Here is a 15,472-nt window from a genome sequence, read left to right as displayed (position 1 = left end):
AATGCCGGGATATCCTCGAACGGGCGCCTGCCTCGCTGCAATCTGCGGCGCCTTCCTGCTTCTGGGGGCGTCGCCGGCCAAGGCGGACCTGCGCATGTGCAACACGACCTCCAGCCGCGTGGGCGTTGCCATCGGCTACCGCGACGCGCAGGGCTGGACGACGGAAGGCTGGTGGAACATCAGCCCGCGCGGCTGCGAGACGCTGCTGCGCGGCACGCTGGCCGCGCGCTACTACTACGTGCATGCCGTCGACTACGACAAGGGCGGCGAATGGACGGGAAAATCCGTCATGTGCGTGCGCAACAAGGAATTCACGATCCGCGGTATCGAGGACTGCCTGGCGCGCGGCTACGACCGCGCCGGCTTCTTCGAGGTCGATACGGGTGAGCAGAAGAGCTGGACCATCCAGCTCACCGATACCACCGGTGGGGCGCCGCCTCCGCCGCGACCCTGACTTCCGGGTCGATCCAGGCAGAACGAGAGAACAGCCGCCGGTGCGAGGCCGGCTGCGGGGGAAGACGATGAAGCGCGAACGCCGGATCAAGATCATTGCCACGCTGGGGCCCGCCTCCGCGACGGAGGAGATGTGCGCCAAGCTCTTCGAAGCCGGCGTCGACGTCTTCCGCATCAATATGAGCCATACCCAGCGCGAGACCCTGGCCGAGAAGATCGCGATGCTGAGGGGGCTGGAAGCGAAGTTCCGGAGGCCGGTCGGCATTCTCGCCGATCTCCAGGGGCCGAAGCTGCGCGTCGGCCAGTTCGGCGGCGATGGCGGTGCCATGCTTGAGAAGGGCGCCCGGTTCGTCCTCAATTCCGATCCTTCGCCGGGCGATGCCAAGCGCGTCCACCTCCCCCATCCCGAAATCCTGAGCGCGCTCGAGCCCGGCCATCATCTCATCCTCGACGACGGCAAGCTGCGCCTCGTCGTCGAGAAAGCGAGCCCGGAGCAGGCCGTGACCAAGGTGCTGGTCGGCGGGCGGCTCTCCTCGCGCAAGGGCGTGAGCCTGCCCGACACCACCATCGCCGTCTCGGCGATGACCGAGAAGGACCGGGCCGATGCCGAGGTCGCGGCCGAGGTCGGCGTCGACTGGATCGCGCTGTCCTTCGTGCAGCGGCCGGAGGATATGGCGGAATTGCGCAAGATCGTGCGCGGCCGGGCCCTGGCGCTGGCCAAGATCGAGAAGCCGCAGGCCGTCACGAGGATGGAGGAGATCATCGACGCCTCCGACGCGATCATGGTGGCGCGCGGCGATCTCGGCGTCGAGATGCCGTTGGAGAAGGTGCCGGGCACGCAGAAGCGCCTGACCCGCATGGCCCGGCTCAAGGGCAAGCCGGTCGTCGTCGCGACGCAGATGCTGGAGAGCATGATCACCAGCCCGGTGCCGACCCGCGCGGAGGTATCCGACGTCGCGACCGCCGTCTTCGAGGGCGCCGACGCCGTGATGCTCTCGGCCGAGAGCGCCGCCGGCCAGTATCCGGTCGAGGCGGTGACGATGATGAACCGCATCGCCGAGGAGGTCGAAAACGACGCGGTCTACCGCTCGATCCTCGATTCGCAGAGCAACGAGCCGGAGGCCACTGGCGCCGACGCCATCGCCAAGGCCGCCCACGAGATCGCCGAGACCCTGAACCTCAAGGCGATCTGCGCCTGGACCTCCTCCGGCTCGACCGCCTTCCGCATCGCGCGCGAGCGGCCGAACTCGACGGTGATCGCGCTGACGCCGAACCGGGCGACCGCGCGGCGCCTCACCCTGGTCTGGGGCGTCCACGCTATCGTCACCAAGGACGCCAGCGATGCCGACGACATGGCGTTCCGGGCCTGCAAGTTCGCGGTGCGCGAGCACTACGCCAAGCTTGGCGATCGCGTGATCGTCGTCGCCGGCGTGCCCTTCGGTACGCCCGGCGCGACCAACATGGTCCGCATCGCCTTCGTCGCGCAGGAACATGTCGCAAAGGCATGAGGCGGGCGTGCCGGAGCCGATTCCGGCAGACGGGACCTGATCAGATCTCGCGGCCGTCGACCTCGTATCTCAGGGAATCGACGGCTTTCCTGGCCGTATCCAGCTCCGGATAGACAGCCAGCGCCCTGCGGAAGGCAATCATCGCCCCCTTGTCGTCGCCCTGCTGGCGCAGGATGATGCCGAGGCCCATCATCGCGCCGTAATGGCGCGGCTCCCGCTTCAGCGCTTCGCCGATGTCGACCATCGAGCGCAGCGGATCTCCGGCGATATAGAGCGCGTTGGCCCGCTGGTTCCAGGCCTCGGCCCAGTCCGGCTGCAGGCTGACGACGCGATCGAGCAATTCGATGGCGAGCTCGGTCTGTTTCGACTTCAGCGCCTGCTGCGCGCGGGTCATCAGCAGATCCGCCGTATCCGAGCCCGAGCGTGCCCAACGGCGCTGGATCAGGCTGGCGATGCCCTTCGCCTCTTCTGGGGACGTCGCATCGTGCAGGCGCTGGAACAGCCGGTCGAGCGTTGCCGCGGGCGTGCGCGCGGCAGGAGCCGATGGCTCGGACGGATTGTCCATCTTGTCCGATGGCGCGACGGAGCCCGGTCGCTGCGGCGGCGTCGGCTGCGCGCCGGCACCAGTGGCGGCCAGCGACAGGGCCAGCACGGCGGAGCTGATACGAAGCATGCTCATGCGCCCGACTGTAGCCCGCCCGGCCCCACGGTCAATTCACGCAGCGGCGAGCAGACGCAAAAAGCGGGCACGCCATCCGGCGCCCCGCTTCGCAACATTCCGGCTTGCCGCGCGGCCTTGCAGGCCGCGGAGGAAGCTCAGCCCTGGCGCGCCTTGAAGCGCTTCTGGACCTTGTTGATGATGTAGATGCGGCCCTTGCGGCGCACCAGCTGGTTGTCGCGATGGCGCGCACGCAGCGACTTCAGCGAATTGCGGATCTTCATCGTACCAACTCCATCGGCCCATCCTCGCGAATGCGCCGGTCAAAAACGGACAGTCTGCGAAGCGAGCCCTTCGGCCCTCATCGCCCATGACAATGGTGCGACTGATGCGATGCCGGCTGTATACGGATTTTTCCGTGGATCGCAAGAGCGATCGCGAGGCTGCGCGCGGGAAATCCGCTTTTCCTTTGAGGGAACCTGACGGACAAGATGGCGTTTCGATCCTCGCCCTTCCGGAGAAAAGAACATGCGCCTGCCCTTTCTCGCTTCCGCCCTGGCCGTCACGCTGATGCTGGCGGGCTGCGGCAACACGGTGGAACAGCGCATCGGCGGCGCCGCCGTCGGAGCAGGCACGGGGGCTGTCGTGGCCGGGCCGGTCGGCGCGGTGGTCGGCGGAGCCGCAGGCGCGGTCTCCGGTCCGAGCGTCGTCAGGGCGACGCGCCGCGCGACACGCTGACCGCATTCATCAACCCGTCCCGGCGGCCTGCCGGGCGCTTGCGGCCTGCCCGGGGACGCTTCGGCACCTTGCGCGTGCCGCGCGCCGTGGCGTCGTCATCCAGTCCCGGCTGTCATCAAACTCTCATTTGACCGGCCGAGGCTGCCGGCATGACTGATTCGGTCCAGAGGCTCCATGCGGCCATCGGGCAGGCCCGTGATGGCGATCCCGCCCGTTCGCGCACGGCCAAGCTGTTTGGCGACGGCCTGCCGAAAATGGCGAAGAAGGTCGCGGAGGAGGCCGTGGAGACCGGCATCGCGGCGCTGCAGGGCCAGCGGCGCGAGACGATCCTGGAGAGTGCCGACCTGATCTACAATCTCGTCGCGCTCTGGACCGCCCTGGGTATCGAACCTGACGAGATCTGGAGCGAGCTGGACCGCCGCGAACGCCTCTACGGCATTGCGGAGAAGCTTCCGAAAGCGCGGCCCGCTGCCCGGTCCAAGCGACCGGACCGGGTGAAGCTCGCCATCGGTTAGGTGGTCGGCGCCAGCCTGATGGCAAACGCCACACGGCTGGATATCCACAGCGGAAGCTCGTCCTGGCGGCTTGCGATTTTCCGGTTGCCAAGACGAAAGCGAGCGGCTATGTCCCCCTCATCAGGCCAGACGCACAAGCGTCTTGACGCTCTGAGACGCGCCCGTAGCTCAGCTGGATAGAGCATCAGACTACGAATCTGAGGGTCAGAGGTTCGAATCCTTTCGGGCGCGCCATTCACTGCTTTTCCTCGATAAATGCCGGTTTTTGGGACCGCCTCGCAAGGGGCGTCAGGACTGGTTTTTAGGACCGTTTTGCGCGGTTCGAAGCTGGCCGGGAAGAGCATTGTCGTCGGGATCGCACAGTTCCAAGGTCAGGCGCGATACCGTTAAAGCTGTCTCGACAGACGATATCTGCATTGTCTTTGATGACCGTTGTCGGGGAGCGCCACACGGCGGTTGACGGACCCCAATTCCCAGATTCCCGAAGGTGCAAAACGGCTCGATATAACGGACTGATTCATCGTCACTGAACGATCTAGGGTCTAAACTCAGCGGATTTCAATCGGCTCATGGGAGATTTTAGCTTCATGAGCCGATTGTTCTGGTTGAATGACGAGCAATGGTCGAAGATTGAGCCGCTGCTGCCGCATTATGGCAGCCCACCGCGGGTCGACGACCGGCGCATTCTGAGCGGGATCGTGCATGTGCTTCGATGGGGCTGCCGCCGGTGCGACTGCCCGGTTGAATACGGGCCCTACACGACGGTTTATAACCGCTTCAATCGCTGGTCCCGGAAAGGCATCTGGCAGAGCATCTACGCGGCTCTGACCGAAGACAGGCGCACGCACCGGCAGCTTCTCGCCGACAGCACCCACATCAAGGCGCACCGCTCGGCGGCGGGCGCTGAAAAAGGGGGGAGCAATGTCAGGCGATTGGTCGCGCACGAGGTGGTCGAACGACTAAGATCCATGCCCTAAGCGACGGTAGGGGCGGGCCTCTCGTCCTCGCACTGACGCCCGGACAAGCCGCAGACCTCAGGATGTTACCCATCATGCTCGACGCCGCTCCACCGGCAAACGAGCTGCTCGCCGACAAGGCCTACGACAGCGACGCGGTCCGCGAAGATCTCGTCGGCAGGGGCATGCGACCGGTCATCCCGAACAAGAATGACCGCAGGTTCTTCCGCCCCTTCGACCGCAAACGCTATCGCGACCGCAATGCCATCGAACGTATGTTCTGTCGGCTCAAGGACTTCAGGCGCATCGCAACACACTACGACAAGCTCGCCAGGAACTATTTGGCTTCGCTTTGCCTCGCTGCTCTCGTCGCCTATTGGCTGCGTTCAGTCTCGACCCTACAGCTTGGTCGGCGGCCGGGATCACGACGTCATGCCCGATCCGCGTAAGGAGGAACGTCCACGAGCGTGCCGATGAGACGGAGCAAGGCCCGTTGCTCGGGACGGTCCGACTTTCCGGAGACGAGGAAGGCTCCCAACTCCATATGTGACAGTTGGCCGCCTCCTGGGCCGTTCGGTTGATGGATCACGAAGGCTGCACCGCTCGTCGGCTCCCGCCCCAGAAACCAGCAGTCGCCCGCGGGACTGCGATATAGTTCTCGCCGTTCGCCCATGATGTTGCGTCCTCCTGCGATAGATGACGGCCGGTCAAACGCAAAGTCGCCATGCGAGCAGGTCGAAGCGCCACCTGTCGCCGGCGGCGCTCCTTCATGTGCAACCGGTAACCTCCGACCATTGCTAGCTGAAGTTGCCTGCCGACAGCCGATGATAGCCCCCGCGCTTTTTTGAATAGGCGGCGCGAGCGGCCCCCAATATCGCTGATCTATTGAGGTCGAATGCGACGAGGAACGAACTCTCGCTTCCGTCGATAATAGCGGGGCTTAAACTCCGCAGAACATCTAGCTCGATCTGGAACATGATTTCCAGTGATGCCTCGGAACCCCAGAAGCTCACGCAACCGCGAGCAGGTTCGTAACGCCGGATCGCGTTGGGAAAGTCGAGGCTCATGATCTGCACCCTCCGACGAGACGCGCCAGCTCAACCTGATAGGCATCGACATGGCGTCTCTTCCGCGTATTTCTCAGCAAAATCCCGGTCGGAAACGCGATCAGCTAACCCGCAACCACCAACGACAAGTGGGGCATCAAAGGCAAATCATAAAACAGACCTGCGCCCCACATGCCGACGCTGCAGAGTGCCATGCCGATCAATCCATAGACCAGCGCAGACGCCTCCGGTGCCGGAGCGTAGACGGCTGCTGCAAGCCGAGCCTTTTCCAGATCCGGATGAATGACAGACATCATTTCAGGACGAGCGCGAAGGCCAGCGCGAATGCGGCGATGAGGCCGCCATGCGCGAACCAAACCAGATGGCGATCCGCGGCCCAAGCGCGATAAATGAACCAGCTGCTGGAAATATTTGTCATGGACGGGCTCCGGTTGGCCCAAATCGGGGCGCTTCGCGCAAATGCTCAAAGCAATATCTCGATGCGTTTCGAGATATTGTAATATAATATGCTCGATTTTATTTCGCAAGGCAATGAGAATAATATCGTAGTATTATTTCAATATGACGAATATCACTGAGTTTCGAGAAAAAACGATCGATTGAATGATTGAATTCTACCTTACTTGGCGCTTCCGAATCTCTCGATGATGGTAGTCGAACGCCGCCGACGCGATCGGGGTAGGCGCCGGCTGAAGACAGCTTCGCGGAATGGATGCACCTCGGTTCACAGGAGTGCGCTGAAATCCGCGTCTGGCCAACGCCACTTCAGCGCATGGGGCGGCAGTTCCGAACAAATCTGAGATTGAAGCAAGGCGTTGCCCTCATGTGATAACAGCCGGTAAGTTCCGCGCATCGGCACGACAGCCATTCGCGTTCCGTCCGGCTTGACAGCGAGTTTATCGCTATGCGCGCAAAGCGCGATCAATCAGGTATTTCTTGCTATCCGCCCGAATAAGGCGCTTCCTGAAAGTAACGCTGCCTTTGCGCGCTTTCCTCCGCCCGAGCATTTCGGCCGGCAATCATAATCGAGAACATCATGCAACCCGGCGACGGCAGGGCGATCCGGCGCGACGGTGCCGACCTCCCCGCGGACCAGCCGATTATCGAAACAGCGCATACCGAACCCGGCGAGATCTGCGGCAAGGTTCTTTTCCATTGCGATCGGGATACAGCGATCGAACGCGCCGTGACCTACTGGACTGACCAATATGGCGGCCGCCGCACGGCCTTTGCGCGTGCTCGACAGGGCTGTTTGATCAACCTTAGTCCCAGCGAGCGTTTGCACCATCAGCATCAAGGGGTACCGAGCCTGTGATGCAGCTCGACAAGAATGAAACGAGGCGGTCCTCGCTGAGCCAAAGTTTTCATCAAGGTGGCATCACGGTCCAGGTCGAGATTTATCAGATGGCCTGGTCCGGCGGGTGGACCCCTGAGCTTGTCCATACCGATGGCGGCTGGACCATATGGCTCGCTGAATTTGCGACCGATGAAGCCGCCTTGGCCGAGTTCACCGTTCAAACTGTCAGGACTGGCTTACGCAATTTGATTGCGGGCACACCTCTGCTTTCCGACCATCCATTGACGGGCTGAGGTCCCGCATCGGCGCGTCAGAAAGATACTCAGCTCGCTCTCGGCTCCAGAGGGCATCAAACCAAGGAGCGAGACATGTCGCATCATTTCAAGGTCGGGGACCGAGTCAGCCTCGCATTCGGCTTTCACGACCAGAGCGCCACCGGCACCTATGCCATAACCCGGGTTCTGCCCACGCGCATGAACGGCGAACCCCAGTATCGCGTGAAGGGAAACGATGACCGCGAACGCGTCATAGGCGAAGGGCAGATCGTGCTGCCCGGGAAGACCAGTTCGTTCGGGCGCCGAAAAAGCGACCAAAATCCGATTACCGATACCTTGAACCGCATACTCAGCAAGACGTGAGAGATACCGCAAACGAATGCGCGGCGGTTTACAGTCGCCTCTGGTCAGCCACAATATATGAGTGGTGACATGGCAATGCGCCCTCGAAACGACGATCCGTAGCCCTAGGCGACCTTTGGGGCGACCTCTTCGGTTATCACCTCGAAGCGGTTCAGCATGTGCGGACCGAAGGTATGGACCATCGGGATGTCGGCTGCGTCGCGCCCGCGCGCCACGAGAATGCGACCGATGCGCGGCACGTTATGTCGCGCGTCGAAGGTCCACCACGTCCCGCCGAGATAAGCCTCGAACCAGGCGTTGTAATCCATGGGCGCCGGATCGGGAGGAACGCCGATGTCGCCGAGAAACCCGTTGCAGTAGCGCGCCGGAATGTTCATCGCCCGGCACAATGCGATAGCCAGATGCGTGAAGTCGCGGCAGACGCCGACCCGCTCGTTCATGGCCTGGGCGGCTGTCCGCGTGCTGCGCGCGCACTGATAGTCGAAACGGATCTGTGCGTTCACGTAGTTGCAGATCCGCTGGACCCTGTTCCAGCCCGGTGCGAAACTCCCGAACAGACCCCAAGCCGTAGCCGACAGCTCGTCGACCTCGCAATATCGGCTCGGCAGCATGTATTCGATCACGTTGGGCGGCAGATCGGGAGGCCATATCTCCGCTGCAGTCTGGTCGAACTGATCGGGCAGACCGGAATCCCGCACCACCATGTCGTTGGTGAAGATCGCGCCGCCCGCGGGAATGACGAGCCTGCGGCAGAGATTGCCGAAGCCGTCCGTATACTCTTCGACGGGCACCTCGCTACCGTCAGCGATCGACACGGCGCGCGGGTTTGGCTCACTCAAGAAATCCGCCTGTCGGCCCGGATGCGGATCGAGGAGCAGGATGCCGGGAACAGCCTGGATTGTGCTGATCTCGACCCGATAGCCGACGCGAATGTCCATGGATGCCTTCTCACCTGAATGGGTGAGACCGCAACACGCGGCCGCCAAGCCGGGTTCCGGGATGCTATGCCGAGATTTTAGACACCTTCGGGCGCTTCGTCTTGAGTGGCGGCGATGCAAGAGCCAGGGCCTGGTCTTGCGCCTGCTTGGCAAGCCGAAGGCCGCGCAGGCGGGCGGTGTTTTCGGCACGCTGCTGGATGATGCTATCCATCTCCGAGTTCATCCGACCTTTCGCCAGCGATTTGGTCTGGAGCTTGAGAAATTGATTGTCGGCAGTCATCCGCTGCTTGGATTGTTGAAGCATGTCGTTCTCCTTGATTTGTGTTCGAGCACTGGCGCGAGCGGATGCTGTGTGCATCCTGCCGGCTGTATCGAGGCAGCCCGGTCCGGATCGCTGATCGCGGGCGACCTCAAAAGCAAAAAAGGCCGAGCATGGGCCCGGCCTTTCCTATGGCTATGGTCAAGGCGCCAGTACATCCGTGGTCGCCGATGACACATGGCCTGATTACGCAGCCTGCAACTGCTCCGCGGCCATCTTGCCGGACTTGTTGTCGCGAGCGACCTCAAACCCGATCTTCTGGCCCTCGCGGAGCTCCCGCATGCCGGCCCGCTCGACGGCGGAGACGTGGACGAACACGTCCTGACCGCCATCGTCGGGCTGGATAAAGCCGAAGCCCTTGGTGGAGTTGAACCATTTCACAGTGCCGGTGGTCATGAAAACCCTCCTTCTGGCAAACTCTGTCGCTCCCCGACAGGATGTCAGGCGAGTTCAGAACGATTTTGAAAGGGGGGATCATCGATGCCGCGCCCAGAGCGCGGTAAAACAAAAACCAACCAAGCAATCTCGATGCGTTTATATCTAGATGATGACTTTCAAAAACGCAAGAAAATTCTTTTGTGGCAGTCGCAGATGGCGAAAACGTTGCCGCTATTATTTTCCATCGGCAGCTCCTTACAGCGCGTCGCCGGCGCTCATCGCCGAGGGCGAATGCACCGCCACAATCTTTCGACCACGACCCCGGCCGCAAACCCCGCCGCGACTCCTGAAGGCCAATGAGCCAGGGCAGCGACACGCGTCATTGCCAAAGCTCCGAAGGCGCTCCAGAGCCATGGCGGCGAACCGGTCTCAGAACCGGTTAGAAACGACGCGAAGGCGCCGGCATGCATCGCGTGCCCGGATGGAAAAGCATCGCTCGCCCGGCCGACCAGAGCATGCTTTTCTCTGGTTTGGATGAGGCGATCTGGTCGTTGCTGATCGATAAATCTCTTGATCGCGTGATGGAGAGCCGTGGTCGTGGTGAAAACGGCGATATACCGGAGAGCGGTTCGGCGTTTCCCAGGCGGCGAGACGAGCCCCCAGATTGCGCCCCCGCCCAATAACGCTCGGGCATCGCAGGCCCATCCCAAGGACTTGGCAACACGGACCGTCCCGTCAGGAATACTCTGCGCGAGCGCCCGCATGGTTCTTTCCTCGCATTCGCTGACCTCCAAGCGGATGCAAGGAATTCGAAACCACGATAATCTCGCGCTACGGAACATTCAGGTCCTATACACGGCGCCTTGGCCTCAGATGTCGCCCAGCCCCGCTAAGGCGGCGCCGGGCTTGTCGTCAGGCGTGGCCGCGCGAGCCTTCCCTGCGACCTCCAGCGAATGCAGCGACGTCGGGCGCGAGAAGATCATGCTTTTCCGCCCATGACGCGAACAGGCCGCGCGCCGTATCCGCTTCGATCTCTCCGCGGATCGCCGCCAGGCAAGCCTTCAGCGCGAAGCCGTGGACCGCATCGCGTTTGTTCATCGGCCAGTCGGCCAGGAACATGTAGGCCTCCATCGCGGATGCGATCGCCGCCGGGTGCCCGAGCCCGGTCAGGATCACGACCGGCCTTTCGAAGTCGTCAGTTGTCATCATGCAGTCCTCCCTCGGCGGGGAGCGATCGCCAACGTTGCCATAGCCATATCCTCCTGGAAGCAACATGGATCCGGTTTAGTTGATCGCCGCGTTGAGCGCGTTACGCCGTCTGCAGCTCCTTTGATTTTGGGATGCGTTCTCGCCGGATCAAGCCCGCCGAAACATCGATGTCATTGGAGCCGAAATTCGCCACTCACCGCGTTGAGGTCGGCGGGGCCGATCAGGTCCTTGTGAGCGACGGTGATGCTAAACAGCTTGCCGTCGAGCCTGGCCTGCCAGAAGGCGAGGAACTTGTTGAGCTCGGGGAAGCGCGGGGCGAGATCGTAGTCCTGCCAGATGTATTCCTGCAGGATCGAAGGGTGGTCGGGAAGGCGGTAGAGAATCCCGGCGGTGGTCAATCCGTAGCCGGCGATCTGGCGGGCAAAGTCCGTCGAAGCCATTCCTTTCAGCTCCTTGGTTTTCACTGCGCCGATGGCAGCGGATTCTCAACGTCCTGGCAAGCCGAAAGGTTGCGTTTATGCTGCCTTTTCAGTCTGTTAGCACTCGATCAAAAAAAGTGCTGCCAGCCTCTTGAAGGCAAAAATGGGGCAACCTAGATCATCGCGCGGGCACGGCGCCTCAGGGGCGCGCGGAACCTCGCCGCGAGACCCGTTCAGGGCCTGCCCGCTTTGACATGTGACCGACATGGAAACTGGAGGAACTCTGAAGTTTCGGCCACTGCATGACCGCGTCGTCGTGAAGCGCATCGACGCCGAGGAGAAGACCAAGGGCGGGATCATCATCCCCGATACAGCCAAGGAAAAGCCGCAGGAGGGCGAGGTCGTCGCCGTGGGCGCCGGCGCGCGCGACGAGACGGGCAAGCTCGTGCCGCCTGACGTCAAGGTCGGCGACCGCGTGCTCTTCGGCAAATGGAGCGGCACCGAGGTCAAGATCGATGGCCAGGATCTCCTGATCATGAAGGAATCCGACATCATGGGCGTCGTCGAGACGACCGCGACCCTCAAGAAGGCCGCCTGACGGGGCCTCATCCGGATCATCAACCTGAAACCTCAAGTCTGAAGGAGTGAGGAATCATGGCTGCGAAGGACGTGAAGTTTTCGCAGGACGCGCGCGAGCGGATGCTGCGCGGCGTCGACACGCTGGCCAACGCCGTGAAGGTCACGCTCGGTCCGAAGGGCCGCAACGTCGTGATCGAGAAGTCGTTCGGCGCGCCGCGCATCACCAAGGACGGCGTCACTGTCGCCAAGGAGATCGAGCTTTCCGACAAGTTCGAGAACATGGGCGCCCAGATGGTGCGCGAGGTGGCCTCGAAGCAGAACGACGCGGCCGGTGACGGTACCACGACCGCGACCGTGCTCGCCCAGGCGATCGTCCGCGAAGGTGCCAAGGCGGTCGCCGCCGGCATCAACCCGATGGATTTGAAGCGGGGCATCGATCTCGCCGTCGAGGCGGTGACGAAGTCGCTCGGCGAGCATTCCAAGACCATCACCGGCTCGGAGGAGGTCGCGCAGGTCGGCACCATCTCCGCCAATGGCGACCGGACGATCGGCGAGATGATCGCCGAGGCGATGAAGAAGGTCGGCAACGAGGGCGTCATCACCGTCGAGGAGGCCAAGACCGCCGAGACCGAGCTCGACGTCGTCGAGGGCATGCAGTTCGACCGCGGCTACCTCTCGCCCTATTTCGTGACCAACACCGAGAAGATGGTCGCGGAACTGGAAGACCCCTACATCCTGATCCACGAGAAGAAGCTCTCAGGGCTCCAGACGATGCTGCCGCTGCTGGAGGCAGTCGTCCAGACCGGAAAGCCGCTGCTGATCGTGGCGGAGGATGTCGAGGGCGAGGCTCTCGCCACGCTCGTCGTCAACAAGCTGCGCGGCGGCCTCAAGATCGCGGCCGTCAAGGCTCCGGGCTTCGGTGATCGTCGCAAGGCCATGCTGGAGGACATCGCGATCCTCACCGGCGGTACTGCGATCAGCGAGGATCTCGGCATCAAGCTGGAGACCGTCACGCTCGACATGCTCGGCCGCGCCAAGAAGGTCCGGATCGAGAAGGAGAACACGACCATTGTCGATGGTTCCGGCAAGAAGGCCGAGATCGACACCCGGGTCGCCCAGATCAAGGCCCAGATCGAGGAGACCACCTCGGACTACGACCGTGAGAAGCTCCAGGAGCGCCTGGCCAAGCTCGCCGGCGGCGTCGCGGTCATCCGCGTCGGCGGCGCGACCGAGGTCGAGGTCAAGGAGAAGAAGGACCGCGTTGATGACGCCCTCAACGCGACCCGCGCCGCGGTCGAGGAAGGCATCCTGCCAGGCGGCGGCGTTGCGCTTCTGCGCGCGGTCAAGGCGCTCGAAGGGCTCGTGCCCGGCAATGACGACCAGCGCACCGGCATCGAGATCGTGCGAAAGGCGATCACCGCTCCGGCGCGCCAGATCGTCGAGAATGCCGGCGGCGATGGCGCCGTCGTGGTCGGCAAGCTGCTCGAAGCGCAGGATTACGCCTGGGGCTACAACGCCCAGACCGGCGAGTACGGCGATCTGGTCAAAGCCGGTATCATCGACCCGACCAAGGTCGTGCGCACGGCGATCCAGGATGCGGCGTCGGTCGCAGGTCTGCTGATCACCACCGAGGCGATGATCGCCGAGGCGCCGAAGAAGGATCCGGCGCCCGCCATGCCTGCTGGCGGCATGGATTATTGAGAAAACGAGGGCGCCGCGGCCTCGCGGCGCCCTCCCGACGCCGTGATTGCCTAGGCATCCCGAGGGAAGCCATGCCCTTTTCATCGCTGACTGATCCCATCGACCTGGCCCGTGCCGAGGCCGCTCTCGAAAAGGCATGGGCGGAACTCAAACCGTCTCTTGCGGCGGGCTCTGTCGAACAGGAACGCAACAACCTCGCCTATATCGTGGCTTCGCTGGTTCCCCTGGCGCTCGACGAGGACGATCTCGCACGGCGTGCGATCGACCGGTTTCGCGAGAAGGCCTAGACGAGAGGCCGCGTGGAATCCACGGTATTCTCTCAATCGCATAGACACCCGACATGACCGACGGCTCGCAGGAACCCAAGGACATCCGCCTTCCAAAACCCAACGGCCTGAGCAAGCGGCATTCGATTAGCCGGCGCAATTGATTGCGATGTCGCTTCGCAAACTCGGCGCGTATCGGTGCCCGGCTTTGCCGCTGGACCGTGACAGATAAAATTGCCGGTTCCCAGCGCGCGCCTCGCGCTGACGATGGTCCTCACATCGAGGCTGGAATTCGGGCCTGCACGGCCGAGTTCGCCGGCCGATCACCAATAAGAGAACATCCGCCGTCTTGTAAAATGTCACAAAATGTCTATCGTCGCTTTTCAACCGTGCCGCGCGTGAATTGCGGAGAAGCGCGGAGCTTGGGAGATCGGGATGGGCCGTTGAGGCGGCCAACGGCATCTCCTCGACTTTCAAACAGGAGTCTGCTCGCCGCCATTCCGAACCGCGCGCCCGATCATCGCCGGTTGTGCGGACACTGCTACGGCGATGCTCGCTGCACCAAAGATAACCCGCCCGACGGGACAATGGAGGAAGCCATGACGACAATCACCCGCCGCGCCGTTCTGGCGGCCGCCGGCGCTACCGCCGCCCTCGGCGCCACCCGCGCTCTGGCGCAGGGGAAGACCACCATCACCTTTGCGGCGGCGACCTTCGCCGAAGCCGGCCGCGGCGACAAACTCAAGGCCTGGATCGAGAAGTTCAACGCTTCGCAGGACAAGGTGGAGGTCCAGCCGGTCGCGATCCCGTTCTCGCAGCTCGCCAACACCGTCTTCACCCAGATGGGCGGCGGGGGCGGGCCGGACCTCGTGCGCTTCGACCAGACCGACTTCTTCGCCGCGCTGCCGGCCAAGCGCATCCTGCCGATCGACGACCTCGTCGACGCGAGCAAGTACACATTCCAGGCGCCTGACAAGTTCCTGAATGTCGAAGGCAAGCGCTACGGCGTGGTGTTCGAGCTCGCGAACTACCAGCTCATCTACAACCCCGCGCTGCTGAAGGGTGGCGAGCCGCCCAAGACTTTCCCGGAATTCCTTGCTGCCGCCAAGGAAGCGACGGGCAAAGGCAATTTCGGCTATGCCTTCCGCGCGACGATGCCGGAGCGCTCCGGCTTCTGGCAGGACCTGACGAACTATGTCTACGGCTTCGGCGGCAACTGGGCAGACGGCAAGCAGCTCACTCTGAACAGCCCGAAGGTGGTCGAGGCCATCACCGCCTACAAGCAGGTCTACGATGCCGGCGTGATCCCGAAGGGAGCGGATGCCGCGACCTACCGGCGGATGTTCTGGGAAGGCAAGATCGCCATGAACATCGACAATGGCGGCGTCGCCGGCATCTTTGCCGCGCAGAACCCCAATCTCGGCTTCAAGGCGGCGCCCTCGCCCTTCCCTAACCGGCAGCAGGGATTGATCCTGACCTCGCTCTCGGTCAACGCCAACACCAAGAACAAGGAGGCCTGCGGCGTCTTCGTCAACTGGATGCTGCAGCCGGCAGCGCAGGCCGAATTGCAGGGCATTCTCGGCGCCGCCAGCGTCGCGACGCCGGTGGAGCGGCCCAAGGCCGATCTGGAGCGTGCGCCCTGGCTCGCCGTCTATGACGCGCAGACGCCCTATGCATTGCCCCAGCTCGTGCTCGGCTTCGAGACCAAGACGCTGGAAATCCAGCAGATCGTCGTCGAGCAGGTGCTGAAGATCCTCGTCGGCAACGCCGATGTTCGGAAGACGCTGGACGAGGCCCAGTCGCTGGCGCTGAAGCGCATCGAGCGGCAGTGAG

22 protein-coding genes, 1 tRNA gene and 1 pseudogene are annotated in these 15,472 nt (G+C 63.0%); 13 read left to right on the top strand and 11 right to left on the bottom strand.

What is annotated here, in order from left to right; translation table 11 throughout:
* Position 1 precedes the first annotated feature (1 nt).
* Both BGO20_RS21860 and pyk read left to right on the top strand, forming a co-directional pair.
* Positions 2-454, top strand: coding sequence for a DUF1036 domain-containing protein (locus BGO20_RS21860; RefSeq protein WP_291659580.1), 453 nt, complete (start codon positions 2-4; stop codon positions 452-454).
* A 67-nt stretch (positions 455-521) separates the two neighbouring features.
* Entirely contained in the window at positions 522-1,961 is a 1,440-nt protein-coding gene (gene pyk, locus BGO20_RS21855) for a pyruvate kinase (RefSeq protein ID WP_291659578.1), read from the top strand.
* Positions 1,962-2,001: 40 nt separating this feature from the next.
* On the opposite strand, the gene BGO20_RS21850 is transcribed toward pyk, so the two are convergent.
* Together BGO20_RS21850 and ykgO are read right to left on the bottom strand one after the other, a co-directional pair.
* On the bottom strand, positions 2,002-2,634 hold the full coding sequence (locus tag BGO20_RS21850; protein WP_291659570.1) for a tetratricopeptide repeat protein: 633 nt from the start codon (positions 2,632-2,634) through the stop codon (positions 2,002-2,004).
* A 143-nt stretch (positions 2,635-2,777) separates the two neighbouring features.
* Positions 2,778-2,903: a type B 50S ribosomal protein L36 gene (ykgO, locus tag BGO20_RS21845; protein WP_055726794.1), complete on the bottom strand. Its 126-nt coding sequence runs from the start codon at positions 2,901-2,903 to the stop codon at positions 2,778-2,780.
* Positions 2,904-3,147: 244 nt separating this feature from the next.
* Between ykgO and BGO20_RS21840 the strand changes: the two genes are divergently transcribed.
* The 4 genes and pseudogenes from BGO20_RS21840 to BGO20_RS21825 form a co-directional block, all read left to right on the top strand.
* Entirely contained in the window at positions 3,148-3,357 is a 210-nt protein-coding gene (locus BGO20_RS21840) for a hypothetical protein (protein WP_291659568.1), read from the top strand.
* Positions 3,358-3,506: 149 nt separating this feature from the next.
* Complete coding sequence (gene hisE, locus BGO20_RS21835; protein ID WP_291659565.1) at positions 3,507-3,872, top strand: phosphoribosyl-ATP diphosphatase; 366 nt, start codon at positions 3,507-3,509, stop codon at positions 3,870-3,872.
* 157 nt (positions 3,873-4,029) lie between these two features.
* Positions 4,030-4,106, top strand: a tRNA-Arg gene (locus tag BGO20_RS21830).
* 353 nt (positions 4,107-4,459) lie between these two features.
* Positions 4,460-5,211 (top strand): annotated as a pseudogene (locus tag BGO20_RS21825) (IS5 family transposase); the annotation flags it as partial.
* Positions 5,212-5,625: 414 nt separating this feature from the next.
* Here the strand turns inward: BGO20_RS21825 and BGO20_RS21820 are convergent.
* The 3 genes from BGO20_RS21820 to BGO20_RS21810 form a co-directional block, all read right to left on the bottom strand.
* A complete protein-coding gene (locus BGO20_RS21820; protein WP_291659563.1) occupies positions 5,626-5,895 on the bottom strand; it encodes a DUF1488 family protein in 270 nt (89 codons plus the stop codon).
* Between the two features lie 104 nt (positions 5,896-5,999).
* On the bottom strand, positions 6,000-6,422 hold the full coding sequence (locus BGO20_RS21815) for a hypothetical protein (protein WP_291659562.1): 423 nt from the start codon (positions 6,420-6,422) through the stop codon (positions 6,000-6,002).
* A 398-nt stretch (positions 6,423-6,820) separates the two neighbouring features.
* Positions 6,821-7,192, bottom strand: coding sequence for a hypothetical protein (locus BGO20_RS21810; RefSeq protein ID WP_291659561.1), 372 nt, complete (start codon positions 7,190-7,192; stop codon positions 6,821-6,823).
* Positions 7,193-7,209: 17 nt separating this feature from the next.
* Here BGO20_RS21810 and BGO20_RS21805 point away from each other — a divergent pair, with 17 nt between their 5' ends.
* A complete protein-coding gene (locus tag BGO20_RS21805) occupies positions 7,210-7,485 on the top strand; it encodes a hypothetical protein (protein ID WP_291659560.1) in 276 nt (91 codons plus the stop codon).
* A 75-nt stretch (positions 7,486-7,560) separates the two neighbouring features.
* A complete protein-coding gene (locus BGO20_RS21800) occupies positions 7,561-7,830 on the top strand; it encodes a hypothetical protein (protein ID WP_291659559.1) in 270 nt (89 codons plus the stop codon).
* Between the two features lie 104 nt (positions 7,831-7,934).
* Here the strand turns inward: BGO20_RS21800 and BGO20_RS21795 are convergent, their stop codons facing one another.
* The 3 genes from BGO20_RS21795 to BGO20_RS21785 all read right to left on the bottom strand — a co-directional run bounded on the left by BGO20_RS21795 (position 7,935) and on the right by BGO20_RS21785 (position 9,483).
* Positions 7,935-8,768 carry a transglutaminase-like domain-containing protein gene (locus BGO20_RS21795; RefSeq protein ID WP_291659558.1) on the bottom strand — a complete coding sequence of 278 codons (834 nt, stop codon included), beginning with the start codon at positions 8,766-8,768 and terminating at the stop codon, positions 7,935-7,937.
* 64 nt (positions 8,769-8,832) lie between these two features.
* Entirely contained in the window at positions 8,833-9,072 is a 240-nt protein-coding gene (locus tag BGO20_RS21790) for a hypothetical protein (protein WP_291659557.1), read from the bottom strand.
* Between the two features lie 201 nt (positions 9,073-9,273).
* Complete coding sequence (locus BGO20_RS21785; RefSeq protein ID WP_291659556.1) at positions 9,274-9,483, bottom strand: cold-shock protein; 210 nt, start codon at positions 9,481-9,483, stop codon at positions 9,274-9,276.
* 84 nt (positions 9,484-9,567) lie between these two features.
* Here BGO20_RS21785 and BGO20_RS21780 point away from each other — a divergent pair, with 84 nt between their 5' ends.
* Positions 9,568-9,825 carry a hypothetical protein gene (locus BGO20_RS21780; RefSeq protein WP_291659962.1) on the top strand — a complete coding sequence of 86 codons (258 nt, stop codon included), beginning with the start codon at positions 9,568-9,570 and terminating at the stop codon, positions 9,823-9,825.
* Here BGO20_RS21780 and BGO20_RS21775 read toward each other — a convergent pair.
* The 3 genes from BGO20_RS21775 to BGO20_RS21765 form a co-directional block, all read right to left on the bottom strand.
* A complete protein-coding gene (locus tag BGO20_RS21775) occupies positions 9,741-10,229 on the bottom strand; it encodes a phosphatase PAP2 family protein (RefSeq protein WP_299858786.1) in 489 nt (162 codons plus the stop codon). The genes BGO20_RS21780 and BGO20_RS21775 overlap by 85 nt on opposite strands.
* Positions 10,230-10,377: 148 nt before the next feature.
* Positions 10,378-10,671 carry a DUF982 domain-containing protein gene (locus BGO20_RS21770; protein WP_291659950.1) on the bottom strand — a complete coding sequence of 98 codons (294 nt, stop codon included), beginning with the start codon at positions 10,669-10,671 and terminating at the stop codon, positions 10,378-10,380.
* Positions 10,672-10,844: 173 nt separating this feature from the next.
* A complete protein-coding gene (locus tag BGO20_RS21765) occupies positions 10,845-11,114 on the bottom strand; it encodes an usg protein (RefSeq protein WP_291659555.1) in 270 nt (89 codons plus the stop codon).
* 262 nt (positions 11,115-11,376) lie between these two features.
* On the opposite strand from BGO20_RS21765, the gene groES reads away from it, so the two are divergent.
* The 4 genes from groES (at position 11,377) to BGO20_RS21745 (ending at position 15,471) form a co-directional block, all read left to right on the top strand.
* Positions 11,377-11,691 (top strand): co-chaperone GroES, encoded by a 315-nt coding sequence (gene groES / locus BGO20_RS21760; RefSeq protein WP_100962244.1) that lies wholly within the window; start codon positions 11,377-11,379, stop codon positions 11,689-11,691.
* Positions 11,692-11,747: 56 nt separating this feature from the next.
* A complete protein-coding gene (gene groL / locus BGO20_RS21755) occupies positions 11,748-13,373 on the top strand; it encodes a chaperonin GroEL (RefSeq protein WP_291659554.1) in 1,626 nt (541 codons plus the stop codon).
* Positions 13,374-13,444: 71 nt separating this feature from the next.
* A complete protein-coding gene (locus tag BGO20_RS21750) occupies positions 13,445-13,660 on the top strand; it encodes a hypothetical protein (protein WP_291659553.1) in 216 nt (71 codons plus the stop codon).
* A gap of 578 nt (positions 13,661-14,238) precedes the next feature.
* Positions 14,239-15,471: an ABC transporter substrate-binding protein gene (locus BGO20_RS21745; protein WP_291659552.1), complete on the top strand. Its 1,233-nt coding sequence runs from the start codon at positions 14,239-14,241 to the stop codon at positions 15,469-15,471.
* Position 15,472: the final 1 nt, after the last annotated feature.

The organism is Allobosea sp. 67-29 (assembly GCF_001898115.1).
Classification (GTDB): domain Bacteria; phylum Pseudomonadota; class Alphaproteobacteria; order Rhizobiales; family Beijerinckiaceae; genus Allobosea.
Note: the sequence above shows the minus strand (reverse complement) of the source record. Positions and strands in the feature narration are given on the sequence as shown.